Raw genomic sequence first — 17,746 nt, forward strand, 5'->3', positions numbered from 1 at the left:
CGGGCAACTCATGACGGATGGCAACTGGCAGCGCGTAGCAGGACGCACGCATCAGCGAGGATTCATCGACGGCGCACTACCTATGCTGGTGAAGCGTGCGGTGGTCGCGCAAGCTGTTCTCATTCTTGCGGCGCTGTGGAGCTACGCCACCTGGCGGGTCTACAGCGACAAGGCCGAAACCCTCGAATCCGCCCGCCACGAGCTGCGAGCCGTCGCGGCGGGCATGTATGTTCATTTGCAGGCGGTCCTGAACGACAGTCTCGGCGCGGCGCGTACCGCGGCTCAGGCCATCGATGCCAATGGCGGGTTGAGCGAAATCCCGCCGGAGACCGCCGCCGAATTGCTGGCTCGGGAGTTGAGCAGCGGCGACTACGTTCGTGGTCTGTTCGTGCTCACGCCGAACAAGTTCGTGGCTGCCGTCCGCAATCGCGACACGCAGACGCTCGATACGCCGCCGCCCTGGTTGCAGCCCGCGATCGACGAGACGCGCGGCGTGTTCATCGGCAAGACGCTCGAAGATCCCATCGAATCCGGCCAGCGCGCATTTCCCATCGCGGTTCGTACCGTCGACAGCTCGGGTGCCACGGTGTGGGCAGGTGCTCTGCTCGGCGTCGATGCGCTCGATCAGCTGTACGAGACGATGGCGATCCCGGGCGGCGCCTTGAGTGTGACGTCCACTGCCGGCGATCTGTTGTTACGAGTGCCGATGCCGGCGACGGCTCACAAAGGTCAGATCAACGTTCGCGACACCGACGTCTATCGCGGCGGTGCCGACCTGGCGGAGGAGGGCGGGTTCGTCGAGTCGCCCAGTCCGTTTGCGAGCGGCACCTGGATTTATGCGATTCGCCGTCTCGGCGGTTATCGGCTCGCGGTCTCGGCGAGCCGGGAGAAAGCAGCCATTCTGCAGCAGTGGCACGATCGCACGCGCGGCTTGACCATCGTGCTGGCCGGCATTTCCATTTTGTTCATCGCGCTGACTCTGTTGCTCCGGCATTTCATCAACCGGCTGGAGAAGGCGAATACCAATCTCGGCCAGCTCAATGCCGAGCTGGAAAGCCGCGTCGCCGCGCGTACCAACGAGCTGCAGGAAGCGAACCAGCAACTGGCGCTGACCAACGAAGAGCTGGAAGCGTTCACCGCCTCGGCGTCGCACGATCTGCGCTCGCCGCTGGGAACGATTGCCGGTCAGGCCGGCCTGCTCCGAGACGATCTGGGCGGAGTGATGACCGATGTGATCACCCAACGTATCGATCGGATTCAATCGAACGTCACGCGCTCCTCCGAAATCATCGATGGCTTGTTGTCGCTGGCGCGTGTCTCGCGTCAGGAACTGTTGAACGAGCGCGTCGATATTTCCACGCTGGCTCGTAACGTGGTCGAGGATCTGCGTCAGCAGTATCCGAGGCACAAGGTCGAATGCGTGATCGAGTCGAACCTCACCGTCGACGCCGATCCGCGGCTGATGAAGAGTCTGCTGGGCAACTTGCTGGGCAACGCCTGGAAATACACCAGTCGCACACCGCATGCGCGCGTCGAAGTGAGCTGCACGCAAGCGACCGGCGGCATCGTGTTCTCGGTGCGTGACAACGGCGCGGGCTTCGATATGTCACGTTCGCAACGATTGTTCGAGCCGTTTCAGCGCCTGCATAGCCCCGCTGAATTCCCGGGCGTCGGCATCGGTCTCGCCATCGTCGCGCGCATCGTGCGTCGGTATGGCGGCAAGATCACCGTCGATAGCGAGCCCGGTCGCGGCACGATCTTCCGCTTCACCCTGCCGGCCGCGGCCGTGACCAACAAAGAGTGAGAGTCGGGTGATAAGGTGAGGCTCCCGTTCATGGAGCCCGCCTCTCGATGCTGAATCCTTCTGTTGCGCGTCTGCGTATCGTCGGTATCGGCGGTACCACCAAAGCCGGCTCGTCGACCGAGAAGGCGCTGGTCGCCTGTCTCACGGCGGCCGGGCGGTTGGGAGCGGAGGTGCAGGTGATTCCCGGCGCAGCGCTGGCCAGTCTGCCGCTGTATTCCCCGGAAGAGACGCTGCGGACGCCGGAGCAACTGCGCTTCGTCGATACGGTCCGGCAGGCGGACGGTCTGATCCTCGCGACCCCGGCGTATCACGCCGGTATGTCGGGGCTGCTGAAGAACGCCATCGACCTGCTCGAAGACCTGCGCGACGAACCCCGGCCGTACCTGGATGGCCGGGCGGTGGGCTGCATCGTGACGGCGTATGGCTGGCAGGGGGCCGGGACGACGCTGACTTCGGTGCGGACCATCGTGCATGCCCTGCGCGGCTGGCCGACCCCGCTCGGGGTGACGCTGAACACCGCGATTCCGCTGTTCGATGCGACGGGCTCGTGCATGGACGAGAAGACCCAGACCCAGTTCGAGATGCTGGCGGCGCAAGTCGTCGGCTTCGCGGCGCGTTTCGCCGCATAAATTTCCTGACAGCCTGCCAGGGACGATTAAAGGTTTATCAGTTAGTTCGGGGCCTCCGGGCCCCGGGTTACTCTATAAACCTCGCTAACGGACAGTGAATTCAATGTCATATCGACGTTCCCGCCTTCCCGCCCCGTCGCAGTGGGTCGTGTGCGCGATGCTTTTGCTCGCCGCCGCGGGGTGCTCGCGCCAACCGGCCGGGCAGGGCAAGCCCGTCGGCCCGCAGACCATCGATGTGGAGACCGCCGCAGCGACCATTCAGCCGCTCGGGGTCGAGATCGAAGCGGTGGGTACGGCTCGCGCCAACGAGTCGGTCGAAGTGACCTCCAAAGCGTCCAACACGGTCACCGCGATTCGTTTCGAGGAGGGCGACCGGGTTCGCAAGGGCGCGGTCCTGGTCGAGCTCAATGGCGACGAAGCCCGCGCCGCGCTGGCGGAAGCCGAAGCCGCGCTCGCCGAAAGTCAGAACAACTTCAAGCGCAGCCGCGATCTGTATTCGCAGCAGGCGCTGTCGGTGTCGCAGCTCGATCTGATCGAATCGACGTTGAAAGGCAATCAGGCGCGGGTCGATGTGGCCAAGGCGCGCCTGGCGGACACCATCATTCGCGCCAGCTTCGATGGCAAGACCGGCTTTCGCCGCGTCAGTCCGGGCAGCCTGGTCAGCCCGGGCACGGTGATCACCACGCTCGACGACACGTCGGTCATCAAGCTCGATTTCACCGTCGCCGAAACTTATTTGTATGCATTGGAGAAGAATCTGCCGGTGACCGCGGCGACCGCGGGCCTGCCGGGGCGTGAGTTCAAGGGCAAGGTCAGTCAGATCGATTCGCGTGTCGATCCGGTGAGTCGTTCGATCGCCGTGCGCGCCGAATTGCCGAATCCCAAAGGCGAGCTGCGGCCGGGCATGTTCATGACGGTGAAGTTGCAAGGCGAAGTGTCGCCGGCGCTGCTGGTGCCGGAAAACGCCATCGTGCCGGAGCAAGGCCATACGTTTGTTTTCGTGGTCGAAAACGGCGAGGCGAGCCGTCGCCAGGTGAAGCTCGGCAAACGTCGTCCCGGCGTGGTCGAGGTCGTCGACGGCTTGAAGGAACACGAGCGCGTGGTGGTCGAGGGAACGCAGAACCTGCGCGATGGCGGCCCGGTGCGCGAGCACGGCGCGCAGGCCGAGCAGCAGAAAGCGAGCTCCTGAAGTCATGAAGCTGTCCGAGCTGTCGGTCCGCCGCCCGGTCTTCGCGACCGTCATCAGCCTGCTGCTGATCATTTTCGGTCTGGTGTCGCTGCAGCGCCTGGCGGTGCGTGAGTATCCGGACATCGATCGCCCGGTGGTCTCCATCACCACCACTTACACGGGTGCCTCGTCCGCGGTCATCGAAACCAAGATCACGCAGGTCATCGAGGATTCGATCGCCGGCATCGAAGGCATTCTCAAGATCGAATCCGACAGTGAAGACGAACGTTCCTCGGTGCGCATCGAGTTCGATGTGGATCGTGATATCGACGGCGCGACCAACGACGTGCGCGATCGCGTGGCGCGCGTGCTGGGCAACCTGCCGGAAGAGGCGGATCCGCCGGAAGTGTTGAAAGCCGACGCCAGCGCCGATCCAATCATGTACATCATGTTGAACTCCGAGAACATGTCGGTGCTGGAGCTCAACGATTATGCCGAGCGCAATCTCATCGATCGGCTGTCGACGGTACCGGGCGTGGCGCGCATTTCCCTCAACGGTGGCGGCCGCTACTCCATGCGCATCTGGCTGGATCGTCAGGCGCTCGCGGCGCGCCAGCTGACGGTGACCGACATCGAAGACGCGCTCCGTCGCGAGAACGTCGAGTTGCCCGCCGGTCGCATCGAGTCGAAAACCCGCGAGTTCACCTTGCGTACCCTGGTCGGGTTGCAGAGTGAACAGAACTTTCGCGATCTGGTGATCTCGCGCGGCGCCGACGGTCATCTCATCCGCCTGGGCGAAGTGGCCAATGTACAGCTGGCGACGGAGAACGATCGCACGACCGCCCGCTTCGAAGGCCAGGCCGTCGTGACGATGGGCGTGGAGGCGCAATCGAAGGCGAACACGCTGGACATCGTGCGCGGCGTGCGCGCTGAAATCGACAGGCTGCAGGAGACGATGCCTCGCGGCATGAAGTTGCAGGTCGGTGTCGACAACGGCATCGCCATCGAAGCGGCGCTGCGTGAGGTCATCATTGCCGTGGTGTTTGCGCTGATCTCCGTGCTCGCGGTGATCTACGCGTTCCTCGGCAGCTTGCGAGCGACGCTGATCCCGGCCGTGACCATTCCCGTGTCCATCGTCGCTTCGTTCACCGTGATGTATGCGATGGGCTATTCCATCAACGTGCTGACCCTGCTCGGCCTGGTGCTGGCCATCGGTCTGGTGGTGGACGACGCCATCGTCGTGCTCGAGAACGTGCATCGACGCACGGAGCTGGGCGAGCCGCCGCTGGTTGCTTCGGTGACCGGCAGTCGCGAGATCGGCTTCGCGGTCATCGCGACGACGCTGACACTCGCGGCTGTGTTCATTCCGATTTCCTTCCTGCCCGGTGACATCGGCCGCCTGTTCAGCGAGTTCGGTTTCACGCTGGCGGCGTCCGTGCTGTTCTCGGCGCTGGTTGCATTGACGCTGACGCCGATGCTGGCCTCGAAGCTGCCCGAGTCCGAGATGCATCGGAATCGGTTCGCGCAGATGGTGGATCGCTTCTTCCGCAGGCTCGCCGAGGTTTATGACAAGCGCTTGCGCTCGTTGATTCGTCGGCCGTGGCTGGTGATGGGCATGGTCGGGGCGCTGGTCGTACTCGGCGCGTTGACGTTCCGGTCCGTGCCGTCGGAATTCACGCCGACCGCCGACGTGGGGCGCGTCAGTGTGACCATCGAAGCACCGGAAGGCACGAGCTTCGATCACATGTATCAATACGGCCTGAAGCTCGAAGCCATTGCGCTCAAAGAGCAGCAGGCACATGGCGATATCGCTCACGTGCTGTTGCGTGTGCCTGGTGGCCAGGGCGGCGGTCCGGCGCGCACCGGCGACGTGAATTCGGCGCGCGTCGCGATGATGCTGGTCGACTGGCACGATCGTGAGCGCTCGGCATCGCAGATCGCGGATGCGGTCGTGAAGGAAGCGCAAAAGGCCATGCCGGGCGTGCGCGCCATGGCGAATCAGCAGGGCAGCCTGGGTAGACGCGGTTCAGGCCGTCCGTTCGAAGCGGTGCTCGGCGGACCCGACTACGAAACATTGGCGAAGTGGTCGAACCACATGATGGACATGGCGCGGCAGAACCCGGGCCTGCGCAACCTCGACGCCAGCTACAAGGAGCGCAAGCCGCAAATCCGGGTCTCGGTGGATCGGAGTCGTGCGGCGGAATTGGGCGTGTCGCTGGAGACGGTCGGTCGGACGCTGGAGACCGTGCTCGGCTCGCGCATCGTGACGACGTATGTCGATCGCGGTCGCGAGTACAACGTCATCTTGCAAGCCGCCGACGAAGCGCGCGAGACCATCACCGATCTCACCAACATTCGAGTGCGCTCGACGCGTGGCGACGCGTTGATTCCGCTTTCCAACGTCGTACATCTCGAAGAAACGGCGGGCGCGGTGCAGCTGCCGCGCTTCAATCGTTTGCGTTCGGTGGAGGTTCGTGCCGATCTCGCGCCGGGCTACACGATGGGCGAAGCGATTCAGTGGTTCCAGGAAACCGCGGCGCGCGAACTGCCGGAAGCGACGGTGATGTGGGACGGTGAGTCCGGCGAATACATGCGTGCCGGACAGCAGATGTATCTCACGTTCTTTTTCGCGCTCGCCATCGTGTTCCTGGTGCTGGCGGCACAGTTCGAAAGCTTCGTGCATCCGGCCATCATCATGGTCACCGTGCCCTTGGCGTTGCTGGGCGCGGTGTTCGGGCTGAAGCTGTATGGGGCGACGATCAACATCTTCAGTCAGATCGCCGTGATCATGCTGATCGGCATTGCCGCCAAGAACGGCGTGCTGATCGTCGAGTTCGCCAATCAATTGCGCGACCAGGGCGTCGAATTCATGGAAGCCGTGGTGAAGGCGGCCGAAACGCGCTTGCGTCCGGTGCTGATGACGAGCTTGTGTACGGCGTTCGGCGCGTTGCCGTTGTTGTTCGCGACGGGCGCGGGTTCCGAGCAGCGCGTTCCCATTGGCATCGTCGTGTTCTACGGCACGATCGTTTCAGTGTTTCTGACGCTGTTCGCCGTGCCTGCGGTGTACTCCGTGTTCGCGCGCCGGACCAAGTCGCCCGAGCATGTCAGCCGCGTTCTGGACAAGATGCTCGGCGAACATACGCCGCCGAGCGAACCGCAGGGCGAGCGTTCACCCGCTACGCATTAAGCCTTCGAACATCGGGCGCACGTGAATCTTCGCAACGTTCTGTTGCGTGACTCCGGGTGCCCACTGATGCACCTCGGCGGCTGCGTTGATCATCGCTGTGATCATTTGGGCGCCGATGCTGGTATCCACCGGGCGCAACGAGCCATCGGCGATGCCGTCGGTGAGCACCAGTGAAATGCGGCCGGAGTTGCGGTCGAACTCGCTGAGCAGGCGGGAGCCGATCTCCTCCGGCACCGAGGTGAGCGCCAGCGTTCGCAACAGCGGCGCCTTGCCAGAGAGCTGATATTCCGTCAGGGCATTGCAGGCCACGAGCAGGTGCTCGGCGCCGTTATTCGCGGAATTGCCTGATTCCTTGAGCGTTCGTTGCAGGATGTCGAGCGTGCGCTGGAAACACGCCACGATCAGGTCGTCCTTGTTCTCCAGGTGATGATAGAACGAGCCCTTGGTGAGATTCAGGTGCTCGGAGATCTTCTGCACCGAAGCGCCGAGATAGCCGCGTTCGTTGACCAGCAGCGTGGCGGCTTGCAGAAACGTTTCTCGCGCGGCGCTGGTCTTGTCGGTCTCGACCGGCGTGACCTGCAGCGATCGGGGCCGCCATGATTTGCCGGACGGCAGGATGCCATTCTCCAGAATGTCCAGCGTGTGAGCGGCGAGCCGGCCGTAGTCGTCGACGTGATAACGCGGGGTCCACACGACCGACCACGCCAGCTGTGATAACACGAACAGCGTGCGGGCGTTGTAGTCGACGCGATCGAGATCGGTCGGCATACCGGGCTTCTCCAGCAGTGCGCGCAGACTGCGGAACATTCGAATGAACGCTTCGCCGAGTCCTGGATCCGGGAGCGCGCGAATGTCGTTGAAGCCGGCGATGGGGTCGGCCTCGCCCGTCGTCACCGCGGCGCTGAATTCGAACCAGGCGCGGACAAATATCTCCAGCGCCTCGCGTGCTGTCCCGGCGTCCTGCGCCGTCGCAATCAACTGTTCGTAACGTTCGATGGAACGGTAATAGACCGTGGCCGCCAGCTCTTCCTTGCTCTTGAAGTAATACATGACGGCCGGCGCGACCAGGTCGAGCCGTCGCGCCACGTCGGCCAGCGTCATGCCGCGCACGCCGCGACGGTTCATGACTTCCACCGCGGCGCGCACGATCGTTTCCCGCCGCTTGTGGAATTTTTCGGTGCCGGTCTTTTTGCCGTCGGGCTGGCGCATCGTTGGCCAAAACCATAACGATATTGGCGAGGAATTGCGAGCCGTCCGCGGCTATCATGCCCGCATGAGCACGCCGACCGCCGAGTTCTGCCAGCGTCTGAGTGACGGCCTGTATGTCATCGACACCGGCTTTGTCCGGCCGCGTTTCGATGCCGCGTTTCTGGTCGTCGACGAGGGCCGCGCCGCTTATATCGATACCGGCCCGAACAACGCAGTGCCGAGATTGCTGGCGGCGCTGCAATCGATCGGGCTCGAACGCAGTGCCGTCGATTACGTCATTCCCACGCACGTGCATCTGGATCACGCCGGCGGGGTAGGGCTGCTGATGAGCGAGCTGCCCAACGCGAAAATGTTGATTCATCCGCGAGGTGCGCGTCACCTCGTCGATCCGTCGGCGCTGATGGAAGGCGTGCGCGCGGTGTATGGCATCGAAGCGGCGGATCGTGACTACGGCGAGCTGGTGCCCGTGCCGGAAGACCGAGTCATGACTTCCGCGGAAGGCATGGTCGTGAATGTGGGCAAGCGGCCGCTCCGATTCATGGATACGCCCGGTCATGCCAGACATCACCACTGCATCTGGGACGAAGCGACTCGCGGCTGGTTCACCGGCGATACTTTCGGCATCGTGTATCCCGAGCTGCACACACCGAACGGTCCGTACATCGTGCCGGCCACAGCGCCGGTGCAGTTCGATCAAGACGCCTTGCATGAGTCCGTCGGCCGGCTGCTGGCGGAGCGGCCGGAACTGATGTACCTGACCCACTTCGGCGCGGTGGCCCATCCGGAACAGTTGGCGGTGCAGTTTCTTTCACAAGTGGACGAGATGGTGGTCACTGCCCGTTCGCTGGCGCTGGTGTCGGATCGTCATGAACAGCTGAAGCGGGCGTTCGCCGGGATCTACATCGCCGAGCTGCGGCGCTCGGGCTCGACCCAGCCGGAGTCCTTCCTACACGCGATGCTCGCCAACGACCTCGAGCTGAATGCCCAGGGTCTGGGGGCCTGGCTCAACAAACATTAGTTTGTAGGAAAAGCCTTTCTTCCCCGGCAATTCCGCAGGCAATTCAGGATTCGCCTAAAGGCCAACGGCGCGGATTCGTGATGTATTGCACTGAACGTCGCAATGCAGCTCCCGCATCCTGCGCACGCCCCTTCCGCCTCCTGGATCGAACATGTCCGCAGAATTGATGCCCATCATCGCCTTCATCTCAGGCGCCATGGTCGCCGCGATTTTGTCGTCGCTGACCGTTTCACGTGCCGTCAAGGTTCAGCAGGAGATCCTGAAACGGGGCCAGGTCGCCCATGGCCGCATCCTGCATATCTGGCGCCCCAAGCTGCGCGGTGCCTTCGCCCGCATCTACTTCGAGTTCGAGCCGCACGGCGAGGACGGCACGGTGCGCGGTTGTCATGTCGACCGGCGCCCGGCCGACGAAATGCGCGCCTCGCTGCCGGCGGTTGGCACGACCGTGGCCGTGCGTTATTTGCCGGACCAGCCCAAGCAGGCGGTGATTGCCCGCCTCGTGTCCCGTTTTACCGACTAAAACGTTGACTACGACGGAACCAACCGTCGTGCCCCCTCATTTCGTCGTCGATAGTGGTTACGACGCCCCGGAGGAGGGACTATGGGTATTCTCGTTTGGTTGATCGTCGGTGGCGTGTGTGGCTGGCTGGCCAGCATCATCATGCGCACCGATGCCCAGCAAGGCATCCTGTTGAACGTGATCGTCGGCATCGTCGGCGCGTTGCTGGCGGGCTTCATCATTTCGCCAATGGTGGGGGTTGGCACGATCAACGAGGGCATCTCGCTCGCGACCTTCCTGGTGTCGTTGCTGGGCGCGGTGATCCTGCTTGCGATCGTCAATCTGTTCCGTCGAGGCAGCGTGCGCTGAAAAGCGTGGCTGACGTTGGAATGAAAAAGGGCCGGCTATCCGCCGGCCCTTTTTTTATCTACGCGTAAAGGGAATCACTTGCCCCGATAGCGCTCGAACCACGCCAGGATGGCGCTGGCCTTGGCCGCCGACTGCGACGGCCGCGCGGTAAAGCCGCCGTGCGAGGCGCCCGGCACTTTCACCAACCCTGTCGGTACGCCCGCCAGTTGCAGCGCCTGGTAGTACTGCTCCGAGTCGCTGAGCGGTGTCCGGAAATCCTGATCGCCCACGACCACCAGCGTCGGCGTCTTCACCGAGCCGACCAGCGACAGCGGCGAACGCGCCCAGTACCCCTGCGGATCTTCCCAAGGCGTCTTGCCGAACCAGTACTTGGCCATGAACGCGGTGCCGTCGGTGGTCAGCACCAGGCTGGCCCAGTTGATCACCGGCTTCTGCGAAGCCGCGGCCTTGAAACGATGGGTCTTGCCGACGATCCACGCCGTCAACACACCGCCGCCGGAGCCGCCGGTGACGAACAGGTTGTCCGGATCGACGAAGCCCTGCGCGATCGCCGCGTCGACGCAGCTGATCAGATCGTCGTAGTCGTTGCCCGGATACTTGTGATGAATCAGATTCGCGAACTCGTCGCCATACGACGTTGAGCCGCGCGGGTTGGTGTACAGCACGACGTAACCCGCCGCGGCATACAGCTGATTGTCCGTCGAGAACACCGGGCCGTACGCGGAGAACGGTCCGCCGTGGATTTCCAGGATCAGGGGATATTTCTTGTTGCGGTCGAAGTCGGGCGGCAACACCAGCCAGGCGTCGACCGGGCGCTGATCGAACGAGGACTTCACGTCCAGGGGTTGCACCTGGCCCAGCGTCTTGCCGGCGAGCGAGCCTTCGTTGAGATCGGTGAGTTGTTTGCTGCGTCCAGCTCGTGAAATGGAAATATCCGAGGGCCGCGTGCCGCTGCCGCTGGTGAATGCGATCGTGCCGTCATTGGCGATCGTGAAGTCGCCCCCGGTGTAGGGACGATCCAGCCCGCTGCCGGTCAGGCCTTGAGCCATCGGTGTGAGCTTGCCGCTGAGCGCGACCCGCGCCACTTTGGTCACGGCCTTGTCGTCATAACGAACATAGAGATCGCGGCCGTTCGGCGCCCACTGCACGTCGTCGATGGAGCGATCCAGCGAGGCGGTCAGCGAGCGCGAATTGCTGCCGTCGGCATTCATCACGTGCAGCTCGACGTTCTGATAGCCCATGAACTTGTCCTCGAAGCTCAGATAGGCAATGGTCTTGCCGTCGGGAGCAACGCGGGCGGTGCCGTCCGGGCCGGGGCGATGGGTGAGTTGCGTAATCCGGCCATCGGCCAGCGCCACGCGGTAGATCTCGGTGTTCACCGGCTCGCGACGCCAGTTCTCATTGCGATTGCCGGTGACGACGAGATAGCTGCCGTCGGGTGCCCAGGACAGCTGGCCGCCCTCGTTGAACGCGCCGAATGTCAGCTGACGAGGCGTGCCACCGTCGGCGGCGACCACATAGACATGCGTGTAGCCGGGCTTGAGATACCCGGCACCGTCGGCGCGGTAGGTGATGTCGGTGATCACTTCCAGCGGCGGCGCCCATTGCGCGTTCTCCGGCTTCGGCGGCGCTTCGCCCAGCGGCTTCTTTTCGTCCGGGGCGAACATGGTGAACGCGATCCACTTGCCGTCCGGCGACCAGGCCAGCGAATCCGGCGCATCCAGCAGCTCGGCGAGCTTGGCCGTCTGGCCGGATTGCATCCAACGCACGAACAACTGCGGCCGGCCGTCCTCGGCGCTGGAGACATAGGCCAGGCGATCGCCCTTGGGCGACCAGCGCGGCGAATTGTGGGAGCCGGCCCCTGCGACCACCGGGGTTTGCGTGCCGCTCTCGGTGTCGACCAGCCAGATCGAGGTACGGCGTCGATCCGTCATGATGTCGAACGAATTCCGCGCATAGGCGACGGCCCGACCGTCTGGACGGATCTGGGGATCGCTGGCGAATTGCAGACCGAACAGGTCGCGTCCCTGAAAGATTCTATCGGGCGCGTCCGGCGGGTCCGCGAGCACGGTCGTGAGCGGAGTGGCGGTCGCCAGGAGCGCAACGAGCAGCCTCAATTGCATACATCCCTCGGTAGGTGCTGGAAAAACGGGCGGGTACGCTAACGTCCCCGGATGCTGAGCGTCCAGTCCGGGTCGAAGATCCGAAGCAGTTATTGCGACAAGTGGCGAGCCGCTCGAGCCCGCGTTTTAATGAAACCGGAGTTTGGCATTCATCGAACTCCCGCTATTGCAATGGGAGGAATGGGCGCGGTGGCATCGAGCCCGGAGACTTTTGTGCCAGTATCGACGGCCGAGCTGTCGTGGCGCGTGCTCGGCTTCGTCAATGGGCTGCGGCTGCTCGCCTCGTCGTCGCTCGCGGTTCTGTTCGTTTCGATCATGCCCGAGACCTTCGGGCAGCTGGATCCCGCGCTGTTCGCTGGCGCGGCGACCGCCTATTTCCTGTATGCCGTGATCTCGGTCAGCAGCATCCGGCGCCGTGCGCCGGATATCGTGCTGCAGACATGGACCGGTGTTTTTGCCGACGTGCTGGTTCTGTCGCTGCTCACCTATGCCAGCGGCGGGGTGAACGGCGGCATCGCGGCGCTGGTGGTGCTGTCCATCGGCGCGGCCAGTTTCATTCTGCGCCGGCGGCTGGCGATGGCGATCGCGGTGGCGGCCGCGTTGGCCATGCTCGTTCAGCCAGTGATCTCGATGCTCGCCAACGTCGATGCGATGAGCGAGTTCACGACCGCGGCGATCTCCGGTGCATTGACCATCGTCATCGCATTGGGCATCTCGCAGCTGGCGAGAATCATGCGTCAGAACGAGGAGATCACGCGGCAGCGCGAAGCCGCCAACATCGAGCTCACCGAATTGCAGCGGACGCTTTCCGCGCACTTGCGCGAAGGCGTGCTCATCGTGGACGGCGAGAACAAAGTCTCGATGATTAGCGACACCGCCGCGACCCTGCTCCAGGGCGGCAGCGTGGCCGAAGGTCAGGCGTTGAGCGATGTTTCCTCGCGGCTCGCGAACTTGTTGGACACCTGGCGCCGTTACTTTTGCGATGAGAGCCGCAGTACTCCGACCATGACGGGCTTCGACGGCGAGCGCCGGTTGCAATTGAAGTTCGTCTCGCTGGACAACAGTACGCAAGGGTCGGCGCTGATCTTCGTCGAAGACAAGTCGCGCGTGGCGTCGTGGTTGCCCGCGTCGATGGTGCCGGCGACGGTGCAAGTGAATCAGGTGCCGGCGCCGCGTGAGCCGGTGCCGCGACCGGCGGCTCCGCCACCCGCGCCGGTTCGCAATCAAAGTGCTCGCAGTGAAGTGACGCGCGAGCGTGCGTTCGAAAGCCCATACGCCGCCACTGCGCTATCGCCGGCGAGTGCACTTCGCACCAGCGAGCCGCGAGGCAATCCGTTTGAAGAGTCGTATCGAGAGGGGGCGCGTCGTCAGAGTCCGCCGCCGCGGACCGAGCCGGCGCGTCCGGCGACCAACAAGGAGGAACCGTATCGAGCCAACACGCTGCGAGAAAACATCGCGCGACAAAACACGTTCCGGGCCGCGCTTCAAGAAATCTCGCCCTGGGAAAATCCACCCAAGCCGGCACCGCCACCGCCGGCCGCTCCTGCTCCCAGCGCCGCTCAGCCCCGGCGACAACAGCCACCGCCGGCGCGTCAACAGCCACCGACGCGTCCGCCGGGGAACATGCTTACAAACAACGATCCACGCCTGCGCATCATCATTGGCAATGCGCTGCAATTCGGGAAGCGCGAGTCGACTCGCCTGGAACGTGTCGACCTGGCGTCGTGGACCAAGGAATTCCTCACCGAGTTCTGGCAGACCCAGGACATCGACGCCGATACCCTGCGACTGAACGCGCCGCGCGAGAACGTGCCGGTGCGCGCCGATCCTGCTCATCTGCACAAGCTGCTGTGGACGTTGTGTAACGATCTCCTGAAGTACGGGCGCGCCACCAACGCCTACGATCCCGTGGAGATTCGCGTCGGTCGGAGCGCGACCACGCAGCGCCGATATCTCGACGTGATCGATCGCGGCTCGGCGGTTGGTCCGGTCGATTCCAAACGCGTGTTCGAGCCCTTCCTGTCCGCGGGCAAAGCGGGCACGGGCATTTCGATGTTCGTGTCGCGCGAACTCTCGCCCGGCGTTCGCTCCGGTGCCAACAACGATCCTCGCCCCGGTGGCGGAGTCGTGTTCAGGTTGGTGTTCGCCGACGCGCCCGTGCCCAAGCCAGCCGAGAGCGAAGAGTAGTTATACTGACCGGGAGGGTGTGCCACTAAAGGCCGTACCCGCGGAAGGGAGCAGCGCGTAGACTTCCGCCGCGTTCAAATTCTGCGGGTCGGAGTTCTCATGCGAATCAGTCGGATTGCATTGTTGATGATGGCGCTGGCGATGCAGCCGGTGCAGTCGTGGGCCGAAGGCGATGTGGTCGACTACATCGAGGCCAAGAATTCCACCAATCCGCCCCCCAGCACGGCGCTGGAGGCATTCGACCGCTTCGAGATCGCGCCGATCGCCATGGTCGATCCGTATGCCGGCCAGCCGGCGAACGAGCAGGCCAAGCAGCGCTTGCAGGCCAACCTCGACGAGCGCGTGCCGCCGGTGCTGAACGAGTGGAGCGGCAAGCCCGCGAAGCACGATCCGCCGCGCGTGCTCCGCATCGAGCCGACCATCCGTCACGTGAAATTCGTCAGCGGCAAGGCTCGCTTCTGGGCGGGCGCGTTTGCCGGCGGCACCGCCGTGCTGATGACAGTGAAGATGAGCGATCCCGCGACCGGTGAAGTCATCGCCGAGCCTGAGTTCTATCAGCACGCCAACGCATTCGGCGCCGCCTATTCGTTCGGTGCCACCGATAAGGCCATGCTGATTCGCGTCACCGATCTGGTGACCAATTATCTGAAGTCGAACTACAGCACGGCCGTGGGCGGCCCCACCGGCAAGGATGACAAGCCGGCCGAAGAGAAGAAGGAAAAGGGCAAGAAGGCCAAGGGCAAGCAGAGCGAGCAGGCCGAGGAGTCCACTGATCAGCAGTCGGCGCAGTAGCAAGTCGCGCGGCTCCGGCAAACGTCGCAGCTGGCGTCTATCGAAGTTTCTGCCGAGCGCAGCCACCCGCAAGCGGTGGCTGCGCATCTTTCGCTCAGCACCGCTGACCTTGCAGCTGGTCATGGTGCTGCTGTTGACCGTGGCCACCTGGTTCACCATCAACATCGTCTATCAAGTGGTGCGCAAGCCCACCGAGCTGTTCTTCCCGGTCAGCGGCACGCTCTACAAATCGCCCACCGAAACGTGGACGTCGTACGAGCCCATCTTCCGCAAACACTCCACCGACACCGTCAGCCCCGAGTTGCTGGCGGCGCTCGCGCAGGTCGAAGGCTCGGGCAATCCCATCGTGCGCACCTACTGGCGCTGGACGTTCACTCACAAGCCGTTCGATATCTATCGACCGGCCTCGAGCGCGGTCGGGATGTATCAAATCACCGATGGCACGTTCGAGGAGACCAGCCGGCTGTGCGTCCACGATCACAAGGTCGTGGACGACGGGCCGTGGAACGATTTCAAGTCGTGCTGGTTCAACAGTCTGTATCTGCGCATCATCCCGTCGCATGCGGTCGAGATGACGTCGGCGTATTTGGATCGCCGCATCGCTCTGATTCTTTACAAGAACGACATTCGCTCGGCGACGCTCAAACAAAAGCAGGATCTCGCCGCCGTGATTCACGTGTGCGGCGCTGGCGCGGGATCCGCATTCGCGAGGCGCGGCTTCCGTCCGCGCCCCGGCCAGCACTGTGGCGATCATTCCGTGCAGGGCTACATCGATCGAGTGAACCGGATGAAGAAGGTCTTCGCCGGGCTCGCTCAGCAGCCTAGAGCTTCACTGTGGCAGTAGCTTTCGGTTCGATGATCACCGACTGCGCCCGGCTGTTCTGACCCTTGATGCGCACCGAGTAGTTGCCGGGCATCACGCTGACCGGATCGCCGCCCGTCACGCCGGTCGCGACCACCTGACCTTGCGGCGTGACCACTTCGAAGCTCGCACGCATCGACTGCGTCAGCGCATTGCTCAAGCCCGCGGCGTCCTTCGCATCGAAGTAGCTGCCATTGCCGAGCGACGCCCAGTGACTGAACGTGACGGCGAGCTTGGGATCTTCGATGGCGAAGCCGACGATGTTGACGCGCACCGTCGTGCCGGCCTTGGTCAGCGCGGCGATGGCGGCAGCAGGATCGCCACCGCAAGTTTCTTCGCCGTCGGTCAACAACACGACCAGGCGCTCGCCCTTGATGGATGCCAGGTCCGACGACACTTTCGCCAGCGACGCGCCGATCGGCGTGCGCGCGTTGTTCTTTGCTTCCAGTGTTTTGAGCCTGGCGCCAACCGCCGCGGCGTCCAGCGGGCTGACCGGAATGTCCAGGTCGGTCTGGCAGGAATCGACTTCGCGGCCGAACACACGAAACGCGAACGGCGTCCCGGCGGGGATGGTGCTCGAGGTGAGCTTGGTCAATGTTTGTTTCGCGATGTCGATGCGCCGCTGGCCGCCGATCTTCTGCAGCATGCTGCCCGACGCGTCGAGAATGATTTCGATGCCGCCGCCGGCCGCTACTGCATTTGCAGCGGTGACGACCAGTTTGCCGGGCTCCTGCTTCGCCGGCGTGATGCGAATGTTGGCCTTCGCGAGCGTGGTGTGCGACTGACCGGTCGCGTACCACAACTCATAGTCACCCGCCTGCAATGGCGCGAGCACCTTCGCGGGATTGCCGCGCGAGGGATATTCATAGTTGCCGCTCGTGCCTTCCTTCGCGCCTTTGGGAACGATGGTGATGTAGTCGGACTGATTGTTCGGTCCTTTCCACGTCACATTGAACAGGCTGCCCGCGACCGCTTCCGCCGGTCCCTGCAGCGATGCGGTCACCGCGCCCACAGTGATCTTGGCCGATGCGACCGTGGCGTAAGTCTGGCCGGTGAGATAGCGAACTTCGTATTCACCGCCTGCATCGGGCGCACGCAATTGCACGGGATTGCCGGCGGCCGTGTACTCGTACTGTCTGTAGTAACGATCGGGCGAGCCCACTGGCACGACTGTGATGAAGTCTTGCGGGTTGTTCGGGCCTTGCCACTTCACCGAGAAGCTCGCGCCCGCGTTCACTTGAGCCGGCGCGCTCACGCTGCCGCTGACTTTGCCGACCGTGAGCTTGCGTGAGCCGATGACTTTGTCGCCGTTGCCCAGGATGTAACGCAGCTCGTATTCGCCATCCGCATCCGGGATGCGCAAGGTCACGGGATTGGAGCGATGCGTATATTCATAGACGATGTACGGGCGCTCGGCGTTGCCGATGGCGACGTAATCGCGCTCGTTGTTCGGGCCGGTCCATTTGATCTCGATCTCCGAGCCGGCGGCGGCTCGAGCCGGAGCGTCGAGGGTGGCGGCCACTGCGCTCACTTTGAGCGGCTGGCGCGTCAGCGTCGGATAGGGGCTGTTCGAGCCGAGCAAACGAATTTCATAGTCGCCGGGCGTCGCCGGCACGCGCAGCTCCACCTTGCCCTCGGCAGTGGCGTATTCATACGCGTCGTAGTGGCCCTCGGGCGCGCCTTTGGTGACGAGGGTGATGAAGTTTCTGGGATCGGTGTTGCCGGTGAAGCCGACGACGATGCGTGCGCCGATGTCGGCGGTCGCGGGCCCCTTCAAGGCCGGTGCTCCCCACGCCAGGGTGGTACCGATCACGAACAACCCAACGAATCTCGACAACGATCGAACCAGCATGGAGGTCCCTTTCGGACAGGCGCGGGAAGGTCCATTTTAGGGCACGC

Annotated in this window: 13 protein-coding genes; 10 read left to right on the forward strand and 3 right to left on the reverse strand. The window is 63.6% G+C overall.

Annotated elements, in window-relative coordinates:
* The first annotated feature begins 10 nt into the window (after window positions 1–10).
* From EKO19_RS13540 to EKO19_RS13555, 4 genes are all read left to right on the forward strand, one after another.
* Window positions 11–1,804: an ATP-binding protein gene (locus tag EKO19_RS13540; protein ID WP_129776917.1), complete on the forward strand. Its 1,794-nt coding sequence runs from the start codon at window positions 11–13 to the stop codon at window positions 1,802–1,804.
* Window positions 1,805–1,851: 47 nt separating this feature from the next.
* Window positions 1,852–2,433, forward strand: a complete 582-nt coding sequence (locus EKO19_RS13545; protein ID WP_129776918.1) for an NADPH-dependent FMN reductase — start codon at window positions 1,852–1,854, stop codon at window positions 2,431–2,433.
* 157 nt (window positions 2,434–2,590) lie between these two features.
* Window positions 2,591–3,622, forward strand: coding sequence for an efflux RND transporter periplasmic adaptor subunit (locus EKO19_RS13550; RefSeq protein WP_157995247.1), 1,032 nt, complete (start codon window positions 2,591–2,593; stop codon window positions 3,620–3,622).
* 4 nt (window positions 3,623–3,626) lie between these two features.
* Complete coding sequence (locus EKO19_RS13555; protein WP_129776920.1) at window positions 3,627–6,788, forward strand: efflux RND transporter permease subunit; 3,162 nt, start codon at window positions 3,627–3,629, stop codon at window positions 6,786–6,788.
* Here EKO19_RS13555 and EKO19_RS13560 read toward each other — a convergent pair.
* Window positions 6,771–7,997 carry a TetR/AcrR family transcriptional regulator gene (locus EKO19_RS13560; RefSeq protein ID WP_129776921.1) on the reverse strand — a complete coding sequence of 409 codons (1,227 nt, stop codon included), beginning with the start codon at window positions 7,995–7,997 and terminating at the stop codon, window positions 6,771–6,773. The two genes, EKO19_RS13555 and EKO19_RS13560, sit on opposite strands and share 18 nt — an antisense overlap.
* A gap of 64 nt (window positions 7,998–8,061) precedes the next feature.
* Between EKO19_RS13560 and EKO19_RS13565 the strand changes: the two genes are divergently transcribed.
* The 3 genes from EKO19_RS13565 to EKO19_RS13575 all read left to right on the forward strand — a co-directional run bounded on the left by EKO19_RS13565 (window position 8,062) and on the right by EKO19_RS13575 (window position 9,883).
* Window positions 8,062–9,015, forward strand: coding sequence for an MBL fold metallo-hydrolase (locus tag EKO19_RS13565; RefSeq protein ID WP_129776922.1), 954 nt, complete (start codon window positions 8,062–8,064; stop codon window positions 9,013–9,015).
* A 151-nt stretch (window positions 9,016–9,166) separates the two neighbouring features.
* A complete protein-coding gene (locus EKO19_RS13570) occupies window positions 9,167–9,535 on the forward strand; it encodes a DUF3592 domain-containing protein (protein ID WP_129776923.1) in 369 nt (122 codons plus the stop codon).
* 81 nt (window positions 9,536–9,616) lie between these two features.
* Window positions 9,617–9,883: a GlsB/YeaQ/YmgE family stress response membrane protein gene (locus tag EKO19_RS13575; protein WP_129776924.1), complete on the forward strand. Its 267-nt coding sequence runs from the start codon at window positions 9,617–9,619 to the stop codon at window positions 9,881–9,883.
* Between the two features lie 74 nt (window positions 9,884–9,957).
* Here EKO19_RS13575 and EKO19_RS13580 read toward each other — a convergent pair whose 3' ends face one another.
* Window positions 9,958–12,006 carry an alpha/beta hydrolase family protein gene (locus EKO19_RS13580; protein WP_129776925.1) on the reverse strand — a complete coding sequence of 683 codons (2,049 nt, stop codon included), beginning with the start codon at window positions 12,004–12,006 and terminating at the stop codon, window positions 9,958–9,960.
* 213 nt (window positions 12,007–12,219) lie between these two features.
* Here EKO19_RS13580 and EKO19_RS13585 point away from each other — a divergent pair, with 213 nt between their 5' ends.
* The 3 genes from EKO19_RS13585 (at window position 12,220) to EKO19_RS13595 (ending at window position 15,829) form a co-directional block, all read left to right on the forward strand.
* Window positions 12,220–14,193, forward strand: a complete 1,974-nt coding sequence (locus tag EKO19_RS13585) for an ATP-binding protein (protein WP_157995248.1) — start codon at window positions 12,220–12,222, stop codon at window positions 14,191–14,193.
* A 99-nt stretch (window positions 14,194–14,292) separates the two neighbouring features.
* The gene (locus tag EKO19_RS13590; RefSeq protein ID WP_129776927.1) at window positions 14,293–14,985 is read left to right on the forward strand and encodes a hypothetical protein; all 693 of its coding nucleotides are present in this window, start codon (window positions 14,293–14,295) and stop codon (window positions 14,983–14,985) included.
* Between the two features lie 121 nt (window positions 14,986–15,106).
* A complete protein-coding gene (locus tag EKO19_RS13595) occupies window positions 15,107–15,829 on the forward strand; it encodes a transglycosylase SLT domain-containing protein (RefSeq protein WP_217705319.1) in 723 nt (240 codons plus the stop codon).
* Here the strand turns inward: EKO19_RS13595 and EKO19_RS13600 are convergent.
* Window positions 15,807–17,699 carry a vWA domain-containing protein gene (locus EKO19_RS13600; RefSeq protein ID WP_129776929.1) on the reverse strand — a complete coding sequence of 631 codons (1,893 nt, stop codon included), beginning with the start codon at window positions 17,697–17,699 and terminating at the stop codon, window positions 15,807–15,809. The genes EKO19_RS13595 and EKO19_RS13600 overlap by 23 nt on opposite strands.
* Window positions 17,700–17,746: the final 47 nt, after the last annotated feature.

The sequence above is a fragment of the Peristeroidobacter soli genome (assembly GCF_004138485.1).
In the GTDB taxonomy this organism is placed as follows: Bacteria; Pseudomonadota; Gammaproteobacteria; order Steroidobacterales; family Steroidobacteraceae; genus Steroidobacter; species Steroidobacter soli.

Coding starts and splice junctions, on each gene's coding strand:
- EKO19_RS13580 (WP_129776925.1), bottom strand. CDS start 12,006: ATGCAATTGAGGCTGCTCGTTGCGCTCCTGGCGACCGCCACTCCGCTC.
- EKO19_RS13565 (WP_129776922.1), top strand. CDS start 8,062: ATGAGCACGCCGACCGCCGAGTTCTGCCAGCGTCTGAGTGACGGCCTG.
- EKO19_RS13595 (WP_217705319.1), top strand. CDS start 15,107: ATGGTGCTGCTGTTGACCGTGGCCACCTGGTTCACCATCAACATCGTC.
- EKO19_RS13540 (WP_129776917.1), top strand. CDS start 11: ATGACGGATGGCAACTGGCAGCGCGTAGCAGGACGCACGCATCAGCGA.
- EKO19_RS13600 (WP_129776929.1), bottom strand. CDS start 17,699: ATGCTGGTTCGATCGTTGTCGAGATTCGTTGGGTTGTTCGTGATCGGT.
- EKO19_RS13550 (WP_157995247.1), top strand. CDS start 2,591: ATGCTTTTGCTCGCCGCCGCGGGGTGCTCGCGCCAACCGGCCGGGCAG.
- EKO19_RS13545 (WP_129776918.1), top strand. CDS start 1,852: ATGCTGAATCCTTCTGTTGCGCGTCTGCGTATCGTCGGTATCGGCGGT.
- EKO19_RS13570 (WP_129776923.1), top strand. CDS start 9,167: ATGTCCGCAGAATTGATGCCCATCATCGCCTTCATCTCAGGCGCCATG.
- EKO19_RS13590 (WP_129776927.1), top strand. CDS start 14,293: ATGCGAATCAGTCGGATTGCATTGTTGATGATGGCGCTGGCGATGCAG.
- EKO19_RS13575 (WP_129776924.1), top strand. CDS start 9,617: ATGGGTATTCTCGTTTGGTTGATCGTCGGTGGCGTGTGTGGCTGGCTG.
- EKO19_RS13560 (WP_129776921.1), bottom strand. CDS start 7,997: ATGCGCCAGCCCGACGGCAAAAAGACCGGCACCGAAAAATTCCACAAG.
- EKO19_RS13555 (WP_129776920.1), top strand. CDS start 3,627: ATGAAGCTGTCCGAGCTGTCGGTCCGCCGCCCGGTCTTCGCGACCGTC.